13 protein-coding genes are annotated in these 14,678 nt (G+C 71.8%); 8 read left to right on the top strand and 5 right to left on the bottom strand.

The genetic code is table 11. The features are described 5' to 3' along the window. Nucleotides 1–123: 123 nt before the first annotated feature. Nucleotides 124–1,353, bottom strand: coding sequence for a threonine ammonia-lyase (gene ilvA / locus BEK98_RS05735; RefSeq protein ID WP_094215283.1), 1,230 nt, complete (start codon nucleotides 1,351–1,353; stop codon nucleotides 124–126). Nucleotides 1,354–1,515: 162 nt separating this feature from the next. Between ilvA and BEK98_RS05740 the strand changes: the two genes are divergently transcribed. The 3 genes from BEK98_RS05740 to BEK98_RS05750 all read left to right on the top strand — a co-directional run bounded on the left by BEK98_RS05740 (nucleotide 1,516) and on the right by BEK98_RS05750 (nucleotide 2,928). Beyond that, nucleotides 1,516–2,019: a MarR family winged helix-turn-helix transcriptional regulator gene (locus BEK98_RS05740; protein ID WP_208643048.1), complete on the top strand. Its 504-nt coding sequence runs from the start codon at nucleotides 1,516–1,518 to the stop codon at nucleotides 2,017–2,019. A 130-nt stretch (nucleotides 2,020–2,149) separates the two neighbouring features. Beyond that, nucleotides 2,150–2,683, top strand: a complete 534-nt coding sequence (locus BEK98_RS05745) for a sigma factor-like helix-turn-helix DNA-binding protein (RefSeq protein ID WP_094215284.1) — start codon at nucleotides 2,150–2,152, stop codon at nucleotides 2,681–2,683. After that, nucleotides 2,680–2,928, top strand: coding sequence for a hypothetical protein (locus BEK98_RS05750; protein WP_094215285.1), 249 nt, complete (start codon nucleotides 2,680–2,682; stop codon nucleotides 2,926–2,928). Before BEK98_RS05745 ends, BEK98_RS05750 begins: the two co-directional genes overlap by 4 nt. A 7-nt stretch (nucleotides 2,929–2,935) precedes the next feature. Here the strand turns inward: BEK98_RS05750 and BEK98_RS05755 are convergent, their stop codons facing one another. Then, complete coding sequence (locus BEK98_RS05755; RefSeq protein ID WP_094215730.1) at nucleotides 2,936–4,090, bottom strand: cystathionine gamma-synthase; 1,155 nt, start codon at nucleotides 4,088–4,090, stop codon at nucleotides 2,936–2,938. A gap of 119 nt (nucleotides 4,091–4,209) precedes the next feature. Here BEK98_RS05755 and BEK98_RS05760 point away from each other — a divergent pair, with 119 nt between their 5' ends. From BEK98_RS05760 to BEK98_RS05780, 5 genes are all read left to right on the top strand, one after another. Further along, nucleotides 4,210–5,328, top strand: coding sequence for a hypothetical protein (locus BEK98_RS05760; RefSeq protein WP_094215286.1), 1,119 nt, complete (start codon nucleotides 4,210–4,212; stop codon nucleotides 5,326–5,328). 195 nt (nucleotides 5,329–5,523) lie between these two features. Then, nucleotides 5,524–7,164: a M48 family metallopeptidase gene (locus BEK98_RS05765; RefSeq protein ID WP_094215287.1), complete on the top strand. Its 1,641-nt coding sequence runs from the start codon at nucleotides 5,524–5,526 to the stop codon at nucleotides 7,162–7,164. A 58-nt stretch (nucleotides 7,165–7,222) separates the two neighbouring features. Further along, nucleotides 7,223–8,314, top strand: coding sequence for a hypothetical protein (locus BEK98_RS05770; protein ID WP_094215288.1), 1,092 nt, complete (start codon nucleotides 7,223–7,225; stop codon nucleotides 8,312–8,314). A 78-nt stretch (nucleotides 8,315–8,392) separates the two neighbouring features. Next, nucleotides 8,393–9,058, top strand: a complete 666-nt coding sequence (msrA, locus tag BEK98_RS05775; protein ID WP_094215289.1) for a peptide-methionine (S)-S-oxide reductase MsrA — start codon at nucleotides 8,393–8,395, stop codon at nucleotides 9,056–9,058. Nucleotides 9,059–9,208: 150 nt separating this feature from the next. Next, nucleotides 9,209–11,629, top strand: coding sequence for a SpoIIE family protein phosphatase (locus BEK98_RS05780; protein WP_244201758.1), 2,421 nt, complete (start codon nucleotides 9,209–9,211; stop codon nucleotides 11,627–11,629). A gap of 39 nt (nucleotides 11,630–11,668) precedes the next feature. On the opposite strand, the gene BEK98_RS05785 is transcribed toward BEK98_RS05780, so the two are convergent. Genes BEK98_RS05785 through BEK98_RS05795 form a run of 3 tightly spaced genes read right to left on the bottom strand, consistent with a single transcriptional unit; the run spans nucleotide 11,669 to nucleotide 14,510 of the window. Then, nucleotides 11,669–12,391: a hypothetical protein gene (locus tag BEK98_RS05785; protein WP_094215291.1), complete on the bottom strand. Its 723-nt coding sequence runs from the start codon at nucleotides 12,389–12,391 to the stop codon at nucleotides 11,669–11,671. 38 nt (nucleotides 12,392–12,429) lie between these two features. Further along, the gene (locus BEK98_RS05790; RefSeq protein WP_167444094.1) at nucleotides 12,430–13,239 is read right to left on the bottom strand and encodes an endonuclease/exonuclease/phosphatase family protein; all 810 of its coding nucleotides are present in this window, start codon (nucleotides 13,237–13,239) and stop codon (nucleotides 12,430–12,432) included. After that, nucleotides 13,230–14,510 (bottom strand): hypothetical protein, encoded by a 1,281-nt coding sequence (locus BEK98_RS05795; RefSeq protein WP_143684078.1) that lies wholly within the window; start codon nucleotides 14,508–14,510, stop codon nucleotides 13,230–13,232. The genes BEK98_RS05790 and BEK98_RS05795 overlap by 10 nt, the downstream gene beginning before the upstream one ends. Nucleotides 14,511–14,678 lie beyond the last annotated feature (168 nt).

The raw sequence follows: 14,678 nt of genomic DNA on the forward strand, positions 1-14,678 counted from the left end.
GCGGACAGACGGCCGACGGATCGGCGTACCGGCAGCCACGCGACACACCATAACGCGATGTATCGCGTCTCTCAATGGTTTTCCCCGAACGAGTGACACCACCGCTTCGGGCCTGGGCCGGCCTCAGTCGATGACCGTGTAGCCCGCCTCGCGCAGGGCCTGGCCGACCTCGGCGCAGTGCGCCGGTCCCTTCGTCTCGAGGTGCAGCTCCACCTCCGCCTCCGTGAGCCCGAGCCGGGGATCGGTTCGTACATGGCTCACGTCGAGGACGTTAGCGTCGACCACTGACAACACCCCGAGGAGCGTGGCGAGGGCGCCCGGACGGTCGGTCAGCCGCAGCCGAACGGCCAGGTAGCGGCCCTGCGCGGCCATGCCGTGGCGCAGCACCCGCTGCAGCAGGACCGGGTCGACGTTGCCGCCGGAGAGGACGGCGACGACCGGGCCGGGGAAGGCCCCGGGCTCGCCGAGCAGGGCCGCGACCGGGCTCGCCCCGGCCGGTTCCACGACCAGCTTGGCCCGCTCCAGGCACAGCAGCAGCGCGGCCGACAGCTGGTCCTCGCTCACCGTGCGGACCTCGTCCACCAGCTCCTCGACGATCTCGAACGGCACGAGGCCCGGCCGCCCCACCCTGATGCCGTCGGCCATCGTCGCCGGGTTCCGCACCGACACGGGACGGCCGGCCGCGAGCGAGGGCGGGTAGGCCGCGGCGCCCTCCGCCTGCACCCCGACGATCCGCACGTCCGGCCGCAGCGCCTTCACCGCGACCGCGATGCCGGCCGCCAGCCCGCCGCCGCCGACGCCGACGACGATCGTGCGCACCTCCGGGCACTGCTCCAGGATCTCCAGGCCGACCGTGCCCTGACCAGCGATGACGTCCGGGTGGTCGAAGGGGTGGATGAACACCGCGCCCGTCTGCTCCGCGTACTCCTGGGCGGCGGCCAGCGTCTCGTCGACCACCTGGCCGTGCAGGCGCACCTCGGCGCCGTAGTCCCGGGTCGCGCTGATCTTCGGCAGCGGGGCGCCCTGCGGCATGAACACGGTGGCGTGCACACCGAGCAGCGCGGAGGCGAGCGCCACCCCCTGCGCGTGGTTACCGGCGCTCGCGGCCACCACCCCGGCGGCACGTTCCTCCGGCAGCAGCCCGGCGATCCGGACATAAGCGCCGCGCAGCTTGAACGAGCCGGTCCGCTGCAGGTTCTCGCACTTGAAGTGCACCGGCGCGCCGACCAGCTGGGACAGGTGCCTGCTGCCCTCCATCGCCGTCACGCGTGCCACACCGGAGAGCATCTTCTGGGCTCCGCGCACATCGTCGAGGGTGACGGAGCGCAAGGAGTCAGTCGGGCCGTAGCTCATGACTCAAGTCTCGCAGTTCACGGTCGCACACGGCGGGTGTGACCAAGCTCCGAGACCGGTTTGGTCAGCGCTGGTACGGCCCGCCCCCGGGCCGCGTACCCTGTCCCCCAACCCAGCAGCCCTTCATGAAGCGAGCCTCCGGCCATGCCCACAACACCTGAAATGTCGATGGACATGACGACCGTCGGTGACACCGGTCTTCTCGACACCCTCCAGCACGAGGTGGCGGTGTTCGCCCGCCGTGCCGAACAGACCCGGCTCGGCGGCGTCGGACAGGTGCGCAACTCCATGGACCGCGCCGCGTACCTGCTGCTCAACCGCCTCGACAAGGAAGGCCCGATGGGCGTCAAGGCGCTCGCCGCGAGCATGGGGATCGACTCCTCCACGGTCACCCGGCAGGTGGCCCCGCTGGTCGACACCGGGCTCGTCAAGCGCACCTCGCACCCGGAGGACGGGCGGGCGGTGGTGCTCCAGCTGTCCCCGCGGGGGTCCTCGCGACTGGAGGAAGTCCGGTCGTCGAGGCGTCAGTTGATGGCCGAGCTGACACACGACTGGGCGCCGGAGGAGCGCGAGCAGTTCTGCACGCTCCTCACGCGCTTCAACACCGCGCTCTCCTCGCGGATGGCGATCCAGGTGCCGTCCTCGGAGCAGCCGTCGACGGCCTGAGGCCGACCGCACTGGTGCGGTCCCGAGTCTTGACCTTGGGCCGCCGCTGGCCTCATATGAGACCGGGTCCTGCGTCGTGCGCGGTTCGCCTGTCCCGTACCGGACAGGACCTCCTCAGGGGGGAGGCGCGGTGCGTGATCGGCAGGCATCCCGTGCTGCCCGCCGGGCCCGGGAGTTCGAGGCGTTCGTCGCGGGCGCGGCCGGGCGGCTGCTGCACACCGCCACGCTGCTCACCGCGGAGGCGCCGGACGCCAACCCGCGCGCGCGGCGCCTGCTGACGCTGGCGCTCGCCCACACCTACGCCGGCTGGGACCGGCTGCACGGCGAGGACCCCTACGAGTGCGCCCGCCAGTACCTCGCCACCCGGTTCCAGCACGGGGCGTGGCACCACTACGGCGCCGTCGGCCGCGCCCGGCCGGATCCGCGCAGCCCGCTCGCGGCCCTGAGCCCGCAGGAGCGGCTGATCCTGGTGCTGCGGATGTACGAGGGAGTCGCCGAGGAACAGGCGGCGGCCCTGCTCGGGCTGCCCGTCGAGCGGGTGCACTCGATCTGCGACCGGGCCACGGCCACCGTGCTGCATCCGGCGCCCGCGACCACCCCGCGCGCGGTGGGCACGAGGGCGGTGCCGTCCTGGGCCTCCCGGCCGGCCGGGAGGCCACGGTGAACCGTCCCCAGCGCGAGGCCGCCGTACGGCGGATCCTGGAGCGGGCCCCGGCCCCCGTGCCGCCGGACCTGTACGGCGAGGCCGTCCGCCGCGGCGACCGCATGCTGCGCCGTCGGCGACTCGCCCGGCGCCTGTGGTGGCTGCTCCTGTGCGCCGCGGCGGTGGCGTTCACCGTCTGGGCGGTGACGGCCCGTCCCTGGGTGGAGCCGCCCTCGCAGACGACTCCACCGATCACCGGCTGGTGAGCCGCGGCTAGCCGAGGGCCTGCTGCAGGTCCTCCAGCAGGTCGTCGACGTTCTCGATGCCGACGGACAGGCGCACCAGGTCGGCGGGGACCTCCAGGGCGGAGCCGGCCGCGGAGGCGTGCGTCATCCGGCCGGGGTGCTCGATCAGCGACTCGACGCCGCCGAGGGACTCGCCGAGGGTGAACACCTCGGCGCGGTTGCACACCTCGACGGCGGCCTCCTCGCCACCCTCGACCTGGAAGGACACCATCCCGCCGAACGCCTTCATCTGCTTGGCGGCGACCTCGTGGCCGGGGTGCTCGGGCAGGCCCGGGTACAGGACGCGGGTCACCCGCGGGTGCCGGGTCAGCATCTCGGCGATGCGCGTGGCGTTCTCGCTGTGCCGGTCCATGCGTACCGCGAGGGTCTTGGTGCCGCGCAGCACCAGCCAGGAGTCGAAGGGGCCGGCGACGGCGCCCATCGCGTTCTGGTGGTAGGCCAGTTCCTCGCCCAGCGCCTGGTCGGAGACGATCAGCGCACCGCCGACCACGTCCGAGTGGCCGCCCATGTACTTGGTCAGGGAGTGCACGACGACGTCCGCGCCGAGCGACAGCGGCTGCTGGAGGTAGGGCGTGGCGAAGGTGTTGTCGACGACGAGCCGGGCACCCGCGTCGTGGGCGATCTGGGCGACGATCGCGATGTCGGTGATGCCGAGCAGCGGGTTGGAGGGGGTCTCCACCCACACGGCCTTGGTCTTCGGGGTGATCGCGGCCCGCACGGAGGCCGGGTCGCTGGTGTCGGCGACGGACCACTCGACGCCCCAGCGGCTGACGACCTTGGCGAAGAGGCGGAAGGTTCCGCCGTAGGCGTCGTTCGGGATCACCACGTGGTCGCCGGGGCTGAGCAGCGTGCGCAGCAGGGTGTCCTCGGCCGCCAGGCCGGACGCGAACGCGAGGCCGCGGCGGCCGCCCTCCAGCGCGGCGAGGTTCTCCTCCAGGGCCGTCCTGGTCGGGTTGGCGCTACGGCTGTACTCGTAGCCACCGCGCAGGCCGCCGACGCCGTCCTGCTTGTAGGTCGAGACCTGGTAGATCGGCGGGACGACCGCGCCGGTGAGGGGATCCGCGGTGTTGCCCGCGTGGATCGCGAGAGTCTCGAAGTGCTGACTGATGTGCCTGTCGCTCATGTCCACCGAGCGTAGTGCGCCTGACCGGATGCTGGCGTCCGCACGCGGCCATCGAGGTTTTCCACAGGTCCGGCGGGCGGGGTTCGCCTTTTGTCGGTGGCGTCTGGTTCGCTGGAGTCATGTCGATTCTCTGGCTGCTCATGGCGCTGGTCATGCTGAGCTTCGTGCTGCTCCCGATCGTCCGGCGCAGGCGCGGGGCGATCGGGCTGGTGCCCCCGGGCCACCCGGACGCCGCCGACCCGGCGGACTACGGCTTCGTGCGCCAGGAGGAGCTGGACGTGCGGATGCCCGGCCCCGACCAGGACCTGCTGGACGTCCTGGAGCTGGTGCAGCGCACGCAGGACTACCGCGCGGCGGCCCAACTGCTGGCCGGCACCGAGGCCGAGGGCGAGGAGCGCTGGCAGCGGGTGCAGGCCTTCGCCGGTGCGGCGGCCCTCGAACTGCAGCAGCGGCCGGGCGGGGTGCACGAGACGCCGGGCGGACAGTGGCTCAGGGTGTGGCGGGCGGAGCAGCCCAAGGACGCGGGCGGCGCGGCGGTGCACGCCGAGTTCCTGGTGCAGCAGGCGTGGCGGACGTCGACGCCGGGCACGGACGACTTCCGCATCATCATGGAGGAGGCCAGGCAGGCCTGCGGGCAGGCGGCGCTGCTGGCCCCCGGGGACCCGGTGCCGTACCTCGTCGAGCTGTCGATCGCCCGCGGCCTCGCCTATCCGCAGCCCGAGTTCGAGAAGCTGTGGCTGAACATCCTGGACCGCGCCCCGCACCACATGGGCGCGCATCTGGCCGCGCTGCACTACTGGTGCGAGAAGTGGCACGGCTCGCGCGAGCAGGCGTACGCGTTCGCCGAGGCCGCTGCGGCCCGCGCCCCCGAGGGCTCGCTGCTCGCCGCGCTGCCGCTGTTCGCGGTCTTCGAGCACCTCCCCGAGGTGAACCTGGTCGCGAGTTTCTACCAGAGCGAGGTCGTCACCAAGGCGATGCACGGTGCGCTGCACGCGGTGCACTCGGCCCACCCCGACGACCCGATGGTCGCGCACGTCCGCCATCTGCTGCTCTTCTTCCTGGTCCGCGCCGAGCGCTGGGCGGAGGCCATGGACCAGCTGATCCACGTCGACGGCCATGTGGGGGCCCTGCCCTGGACCCTGTCCGCCGACCCGGCCGCCGGGTTCGCCGTCTTCCGCGCGGTGGCGGTGGCGGGCTACGAGGCGAACGGCGGCAGCCCGGCGGCCCTGGCCGGCTGACACCCCGAGCCTCGGATCTGGTGGATTGCCCTGCTGACCTGCGGTAGGGCATACTCCGCATGCTCCGAGTTTGCTCTTGCTTTGCCTTGAGTCGGCTCCGGGTGTGCTCCGCGTCCCCCCCACACTCACCGGCAGCACCTTCGGCACCGGTGTTTGCCATGTCCATGTCTCTGGGTCTGTGGGGGGAAGTGCCCGATGGGCGCAACTCTGCGCGCGCTGCGCGCCCTCGTCCTGCTGTGCGGCTTCTATCTGCTGAGCCTGCTGCTGCTCGCGGCACTGGCCGGTGTCGACGTCGCCGCGTTCGGCTCGGGGCTGCACGGCCCGGCCGCCGTCAAGCTCTTCATCGTCACCGTGGTGCTCGCCATCCCCGTCGTACGCGGCATGTTCATGCTGCGCACGCCCCGCGGCGAGGAGCGGGCCGGTGTCCCGGTCACCGAGGCCGACGAGCCCCGGCTGTGGGCGCTGGTCCGGGAACTCGCGGCGGCGACCGGCACCCGCGCCCCCGACCGGATCCTGCTCACCGCCGACGTCAACGCGGCCGTGAGCGAGGAGTCCCGCCTGCTCGGCCTGCTCCCCGGCCCGCGCCGCCTCTACCTCGGCGTACCACTGCTGACCGGTCTGACCGAGGCGCAGCTGCGCGCCGTACTCGCCCACGAATACGGCCACTTCACCGGTGGTGACACCCGGCTGTCCGCGCTCGTGGTGCGCGGCCGGGCGCAGATCGCCCGGGTCATCGGGCAGTTCCACGCCCAGGCCGACGGCAAGGTGGCCGCCGAACGCGCCCGCCAGGAGAAGGCCTCCGCCAAGCGGGTCGCGGAGGGCAAGAAGGCGAAGCGGGTCGACACCGGCGGGACCGGGGCGACGTACCGGATGATGGCGAAGATCTACACCGCGTACGGCAAGCTCTACCTGCGGGCCTCCCTCTCCACGGGCCGCGCCCAGGAGTACGCCGCCGACCTGGCCGCCGCCCGGATCGCCGGGCGCGACGCGACCGCCTCGGCGCTGCGCGAGATCCCCGTCCTGGCCTCCTCCCACGACTTCTACGTCGACTCCTACGCCACCCTGGGCCTGCCCGTACGGATGCTGCCCCCGCGCGGCGAGTTCTTCGGCGGCTTCGGCCGGCTGCTGACCGCCCGCGAACGGGAGTTGGCGGAGCTGCGGGCCGACCTGCCGACCGAGCCCGCCTCGCCGTACGACTCCCATCCGCCGATCGCCGAGCGGGTGCGCCGGATCGAGGCACTGCCCGCCGACGGTCGCGCCGAGGAGGCCAAGGACACCGCCCTCGCCCTGCTCACCGACCCGCAGCGCACCCTGGCCGCGCTGGAGGACGCCGTCCTGACGGACGAGGTCCTCGCCTTCCGGCGCACCGCCGAGTGGCAGGAGCTGCTGGAGGCCTCCATGGCCGAGGGCATGTCCTCCGTGCGCACCCCGCTGCACCAGGCGCTCGCCGACTACACCGGGCAGCCGGCGACGCTGCCCGCGCTGCTGGAGGTCATCGACGACGGCCGGCTGTGGCGGCTGGCGGAGCGGCTGCCGCTGTCCGAGGAGGCGGCCGCGGCGAAGGGCCGGGCCTTCCGCGAGTTCGTACGGCCCCGGCTGCGCAACTCGCTGCGGACGATGGTGCTGGCCGAGTTCAGCGCCCGTTCGCTGCTGCACTGGGAGTTCTCCTGGTCCCGCGCGGCCGCCGTCCGGCTGCCTGGCTGGACGTCGGAGAACACACCGGACGACGGCCCCGAGGCCGCGCTCGACGCGGCGGTGGACGCGGCGCTCGCCGACCACCCCGACACCGCACCGCTGCGTGCCCTGCTGCCGCCGGCGGCGACCCAGCCCGCGTGACCGGCAGGCACTTCGGCTCCTCGACGCCACCCCTTCGACGAACGGACCGCACCCTCCCATGACCGTCCTGCTCTGGATCCTGGCCGTCCTGGCCGTCCCCACGCTGATCTTCGCGGTGTGGATCGCCGGGGTGTTCCTGAAGGAGTTCTTCCACCCGAGCCCCGACGACGGCACCGAGGCCGCGCAGGCCGCCGAGAAGCTCGGGCTGCTGCCCGCCGAGCGGCAGAGCACGGACCACCCCGCCCCGCTGCCCGCCGACTGGGCGGCCGCCCTCGACGCGGTGCGCCGCGGCGACTGGCAGCCCGCCGCCGAGCTGCTGCGCGCCATCGGCCGGGACTGGGACCGCCGGACGACGGTCATCGGCCACCTCGCCACGCTCGCGGCCAAGGACGACGAGTGGCTGCTGGCCTGGGAGGCCGCGCGCCCCGAGGACCCGGACGCGGCCGTGGTCAGGGCGCAGAGCACGGTGTACCTCGCCTGGGAGCTGCGGGGTGCGAAGAAGGCCAAGTACACGACGCAGGAGCAGTTCCAGGGCTTCCACCGGACGCTGGTGGGCGCCCGCGAGGAGATCGCGCGGGCGGCCGCCCTCAACCCCGACGACCCCACGCCGTACGTCGCGGAGATCTGGGTGGCGCTCGGTCTCGGCTACGCGAACGCCGAGATGGACAAGCTCTGGGCGGAGATCACGACCCGCGACCCGCACCACGTCGGGGCCCACTTCTCGGCCCTCCAGTACTGGTGCGCGAAGTGGCGGGGCTCGCGGCAGCTGGCGTTCGACTTCGCCGAGCGTGCGGCCGCCGAGGCGCCGCTGGGCAGCCTGCTGACAGTGCTGCCGCTCATCGCGCACTTCGAGCACGACGAGTCGACCGACACCGCGGCCGACAACACACCCGAGATGGTGGCCAGGGTCGACGCGGGCCTCGCGGACGCGGCGGCCGCGGACCCCACCCACCCGGGCCTGGCACAGCTGCGCCACCTGCTGGCGTTCTACCTCCACCTGCAGGACCGGCACGAGGCGGCGCTGGAGCAGTTCAAGCTGGTCGACGGGTATGTGGAAGCGCTGCCGTGGAGCTACCGCGGCGACGGCGCGGCCGCCTACTACTGCCAGGTGCGTAACGACACGGTGCGGGCGGTGGCGGCGGAGGCCTGACCGGAATGCGGCGGAGGCCCGGGCCGTTGCACCACGTGCCAGGCCGGCCTCCGCCTTCCAGACCGACAGGGAGACCCCATGCTCTTCGGCCGCTCACCCCAGCTGCCCACCCCCGAGCAGGCACTCAAGGGCCGTGATCTGCCCGCCTTCCAGGTCCCCGAGCGCCATACCGTCCTGGGCACCCCGCTCCTCGGCCCCTACCCCGCGGGCCTGGAGGTCGCCGACTTCGGCCTGGGCTGCTTCTGGGGCGCGGAACGCAAGTTCTGGCAGCTCCCGGCGGGTGTGTACACCACCCTGGTCGGCTACCAGGGCGGCTACACCGAGCACCCCATGTACGAGGAGGTCTGCTCGGGCCTGACCGGCCACACGGAGGTCGTCCGCGTGGTCCACGACCCGAAGCTGATCTCCTACGACCGCCTCCTGAAGACCTTCTGGGAGTCCCACGACCCGACCCAGGGCTTCCGCCAGGGCAACGACGTGGGCACCCAGTACCGCTCGGCGATCTACACCCACACCCCCGAGCAGGCCGCCACGGCCGAGGCCTCCCGAGCCGCCTACCAGAAGGTCCTGACCTACTCCGGCCACGGCACGATCACCACGGAGATCCTCCCGGCCGAGGGCCGCACCTTCTACCCGGCCGAGGCGTACCACCAGCAGTACCTGGACAAGAACCCGGCGGGTTACTGCGGCTTGGGCGGCACCGGCGTGTCCTGCCCGATCGGTGTGGCCGAGGCCAGGGGCTGACGTCGCCCGGTGGGACGCAGAACCTGATCCCCGACCCGGCAGAACGGCGCCCTCCAGCCCGGGTCCGCTGATCGTGTCGGTCGCGGTCGGACTCCGCGGAGAGGAACATCGGAGTCACGGAGGCAGGTGGTGGCTATGGGGACGCCGTCGATGCATTTCAGCGAGAGTCCCGAGGATCCGTTCGCCCTCGGGCGTGGTGCCTCGGCCGTGCTCGACGACCAAGGCACCGTGGTCGGCTGGAGCGCACGCGCGCAGGCGTTGCTCGGCTATCCGGCCAAGGAAGTGATCGGACGGGCGTGGCAGGACCTCCTGGTCGACGCCCGTGACCTGCCTGTCGTACGGTCCGTCGTCGTGACCGCCATGAAGGCGGGAGGATGGTTCGGCGTCCTGCCCGTCCGACACCACGACGGACGCCGTGTGGAGATGGGTTTCCGAGCCCGTGCGGTCACACGGGAGGGGGGCGCTCAGGAGTGGCTCCTGGTCGGTGCTCCTGCCGCGGAGGTCATCGCCTGGCAGCGGGACCGTGCGCTGCTGGACGGCCTGTACCGCCGGTCCCCGATCGGTCTGGTCACCTACGGCCCGGACAGGAGGGTGATCCGGGTCAACCGTGCGGTCGAAAAGGCGAGCGGCGTCCCGGCCGAGGCCCCGGTGGGCCACCACCCCCGCGAATTCATGGTCGACGAGGACGCGGGTCCGGCGGATGAACGGGTCCGGCACGTCCTGGAGACCGGCGAGCCGTTGATCTTCACCGAGCAGTCCGCCCGGGCACGCCACGATCCGGGCCGGGAACGGATCGTGTCCGTTTCGGCGTTCCGGATGGAAGATCCCTCGGGCCGGGTTCTCGGCGTGGCCGAGACGATCGAGGACGTGACCGACCGTCACCGGGCGCAACGCAGGCTCGCCCTGCTGAACGAGGCGAGCGCCCGGGTCGGAACCTCGCTGGACGTGACACAGACCGCTCGGGAACTGGCCGAGGTGGCCGTCCACGGCCTGGCCGACTACTGCTCGGTGGACCTCCTCAAGCCCGTGACACTCGGTGACGAACCCGTTCCCGGTACGGCAGGTCCGCTGGTCCGGGCCGCCCTGTCACCACCGGAACACCGCGTCCCGTTCCAGGAGGGCGACGTGGTCCCGGTGCTTCCGGAATCCCCGCAGGCGCGGTGCCTGGCCGAGCGTCGCCCGATTCTCGACGGGCGGCTGTCCCTGCGCCCCGAGTGGTACGCCATGGACCGGCGGAGGATCGAGATCGCCCTGGGTCTCGGCGTTCATTCGCTGATCACGGTGCCCCTGCTTGCGCGCGGCCTGGTACTGGGCGTGGTGAGCCTGTGGCGGTCGCGCAATTCGGAACCCTTCGAGGACGGCGATGCAGCGGTGGCCCAGGAGCTCTCCTCGCGTGCGGCCGTCTCCATCGACAACGCGCGCCGCTTCACCCAGCAGCAGAGCGCCGCGCTGACCCTTCAGCGCAGTCTGCTGCCGAGCGCGGCGTCCGACCTGCCGGCCGTGGAGGTGGCCTGCCGATACCTCCCGGCCAGCGGTGAACCGGGCATCGGCGGTGACTGGTTCGACGTGATCCCGTTGTCGGGGGCCCGGGTCGCCCTCGTGGTGGGCGACGTGGTCGGCCACGGGATCCACGCCGCGGCCTCGATGGGCCGTCTGCGCGCCGCCGCGCGCACCCTGGCCAGCCTCGACCTGGAGCCGGACGAGGTGATGACGGGGCTGGACGATCTGGTCAGTCTGCTGGCCAGCGAGCTGGAGGCGAACGCCGACGACAACCGGTCGGCGATCGAGCAGGTGCTCGGGGCCACCTGCCTCTACGCCGTCTACGATCCGGTCTCCCAGCACTGCTCCCTGGCACGCGCCGGCCACCCGGCACCGATGGTGTCCACCCCGGACGGCGAGGTGACCGTGCTCGATCTGCCCGCGGGTCCACCGCTGGGCCTGGGCGGTCTGCCCTTCGAAACGTACGATCTGGACCTCCCCGAGGGCAGTCTGCTCACGCTCTACACGGACGGCCTCCTGGAGGCACGCAACGGCGACATAGACGCCGCGCTGGAGCATCTGGGCGCATGTCTCGCCCACACCACGGAGCCGCTGGACCAGACCTGCCACACCGTGGTCGAAGCGCTGCTGCCCAAGGACCACCTCCCCAGCGACGACATCGCGCTGCTCATCGCCCGTACCCGGGTGCTACGGCCCCAGAACGTCGCCTCGTGGCAGCTGCCCCTGGAAGCGACCTCCGCCGCCCGCGCCAGGGAGTTGACCACGGCGAAACTGACCGAATGGGCGCTGACCGAACTGGCCTTCACCACCGAGCTGGTCGCCAGCGAGCTCGTCACCAACGCCTACCGGTACGCAGCCGGCCCCGTCACCCTGCGTCTCATCCGTACGCACTCCCTGATCTGCGAGGTGTCCGACACCAGCCACACCTCCCCCCACCTCCGACGAGCCCTCAGCACGGACGAGGGCGGACGCGGGCTCTTCCTGGTCGCGCAGCTCACGGAGCGGTGGGGCACCCGCTACACCCGCGACGGCAAGACCGTCTGGACGGAGCAGCCCCTGCCGACGGCGTGAACCACGCCCTCCACCACCGCGGCCGACTGCGCGTGGGCCCTACGGGCCGAGTGTGCCGGACAAGGCGGTCAGTGCCGTCAGGTACTCGTCCTCGGTGAGCGGCACCTTGCGCACCCGCGCGGCGTGCGTCGTCGAGGGGCTGTACACGTCCGTGTGGGCGAGGCGTTCGCTCCCCGTCTCGAGAAGCAGAGTGACGGCGCCCTCCGCGGCGCCGCACCAGGCCCGGTGCAGGGTACGCGCCGCGAGCGCGTACGAGGCACCCCTGGCGTAGTGCGCCGTCTGCGCCAGACGAAGACGCGCCGGCCCGCGAGGCGCGAGCATCCAGTCGGCATCACGCGCCGACAGCGACTCCTGGTACTCGGCCATGTCGATCCCGCCGTCGGCCGAGGGCTCGTAGAGTTCCATGCTCAGCCGGCCTCGCACGACGCAGGACGCGATCGGCGACCGGTGGTTGTGAATGTCCTGCTCGCGGCCTGCGGAATCGCTGATCGGCTGCCACACATGGGCACGCAGCTTCAGCCCGGGCCCGTCGTCGATCAGCAGCAGCTTCTGGAAGCCGAGCACGTGCCCGTACGAACGGGCGGCGCAGCCAGCCGTCTCGCCGGCTCCCGAAGCCAGCTCCGTGATCAGCTCCGGCAGGAAGTCCGGGTCGCCCAGCTCGGCGACCAGGCCTCGTGCGGCCTCCATCAACTGATGCTCGGGCGCGGCACCTCCCACAGCCTCGGCCATCATGCGCCGCGCGGTCACGAGACGGTCCCCCATACACACCTCACGGTCCTCGAGTCCGGGCGTGCGCGCCCTCAGGGTTCTTCGGAGAACGTCCGGAGAACGTCCGCGGCCACCCGGAAGGTGGCGACGCATGCCCGGTGGTCGGAAAAGTTGTCGATCAGTTCAGCCCCGTCGAAGGTGAAGCCCGGTCCGTGGAGGATGTCGTCGATCGACTTGTTCCGGTACGTCGGCCGGCCTTCGAACGAGCTGTTCAGGGACAGGCTGTCGGAACTCAGCACCAGCCCCCGGTTGTCCGTGTTGAAGTCGCCGCACACCAACGACAGACGGCCGGTGGCCCGGCGGCCCAGCTCGCCTGCGAGCGCGTCCCAGATCTCCTTGAACTCGGCTTCGTCAGGGTCGCGTCCGAACAGATAGAACGGCACGGCGTGCAGCGACGTGACGTTGACCGTCGTGCCCCACAGAGGGACGGCGACGGAGACCAGACCCTTGTCGTGGCTCTGGATCTCCTTGCCGTCGAGGCGGGTCCGAAGCCGCGGGTTGGGAAGCATGTACTGCCGGGGGGTGCGCACCTCGAACCTGCTTGCCACGGCCACACCGCTGAGACGGCCGGGGAAGAAGGAGGAGTCGTGCAGCGGGTAGGACGCGACGTACCGCAGCGGAGTCCGCCGGCGTACGGACTCCAGGAGTTCGGAGCGCCCTCGATCGTCGAATCCGACCTCCTGGAAGGCCGCGATGCCGACGCCCCTGTCCGTGAGAAGGCCCACCACCTCGTCCATCGCCGCCGGTGAGCAGGGGCCTGCCCCACCCGCGCTCGGCAGCCCTTCGTGCAGGTTCCAGCTCGCGACCGTGAGACAGCGACCGGATGTTCCCGCTACGCCCATGCGGCCGTCCTCAGCGCGTAGTCCCTCGCGACCGCGGTTCCCTGATAGGTCATCCAGATCGGCCTCGTGCCGTCGTGCCATCTCCAGGCACCGTCCTTGCAGTTGTCGAGAGTCTCACTCACGGCCGCCTCCAGCCGCTCCTCACACTCCGGTGCGATGGTGAGCATCAGCGCCCGGGCCACCCAGGCCGGGGTGAAGTGACCGATCATCAATGCGTCCACTGTGCCATCGCCGACCGGTCGGCGGAGCTGTTCGTCGGTCAGCCGCAGATCGAGGTCCGCGGTGCACAGCCATCTGACGCCCGAGCGCGCGGCGTTGTCGAATATCTCTCCGTCGGAGAGAACACCGGCCGCACGGTGCAGGGCGATGGCGGCACGCGCCGTGTGCGCGGCCGACCTGGCCGAACTGTGCAGCGTTTCACCCCAGTAGGCCATGCCCGCCGCGGCGCCCTCGTCCGTGTGCGCTCCGTCGACGAGGCGTCGCGCGAGCCAGGAGAGCCTGGGGGAGGTCGGAGCGACTTCGGACAGGCTGGAGATCGCGACGGACAGCACGCTGGTCCGGTCCATACCGAGCGGATCCTCGCCGGGGTCGAGCATGGCTTCGAGGATCCGGACCAGTTCGGTCTTCGTCGTGCCGTCGAGGCCGCAGCGGAACATCGCCGCCAGGACCCAGGCGGTGATCTCGGGTCTGCCGCGGTCCCGCTGGGTGCTCGCCGCCCAGCCCCCGCCCGGCTTCTGCAGGGCGATGAGCGAGTCGAGCACCTGCCGCCGGTTGATGCGTGGATCCCTGATGTCGAACGCGTTGACCATCCGGAGCCCGTACGAGGTGCCGACCGCGGTGGGCGGCACGTGATGGTCGTTCAGGTACTGCGACCACCCGGCCAACTCCGCCTGACCGTGCCGCATTTCCCGGTACTCACCCAGCACCCCGCGCGCGGACTCGTCGATCACCCGCCGGGCGGACCGTGTGCCGGTTCTGCGCGCCGGTGCGGGGAGCTGCGCCGTATCCGCTCTTGTCGCGGGCAGTTGGCCGAGCAGGCGCAGGCCGAGACCGATACAGAGGGCGCAGATTCCGGCGAACAGGTACCTGAGGAAGGAGACGCTGAACCAGTCCTCGGGTAACGCGTAGTCGAGAAGGCCCTTGTACGCGACCAGCGCGGCCGTGAACGGGCCGAGGGACACCAGGGCGTCCTTGAGCCGCCGCGCTTCGGGCCTGCCGCGGGGAGCCGATGGAGCCGGTGTCGCGGGTCTGGCCCGATTCGTCTGTGTCATCGTGTCCCCTCCCCCGGCAAGGACGCCCGATGAAACGTCACGATAGCGGTCCCGCCGTGCCACAGCCATCCATTGGCGCACAAATGGGATCCCGGTAATTCGGGCGACCCCGGCAGCTCCCCGCCCGTACATTCGCCCCTCGCGTACGTCGCGTACGTCGTACAAGGG

The sequence above is a fragment of the Streptomyces diastatochromogenes genome (assembly GCF_002242805.1).
Classification (GTDB): Bacteria; Actinomycetota; Actinomycetes; order Streptomycetales; family Streptomycetaceae; genus Streptomyces; species Streptomyces diastatochromogenes.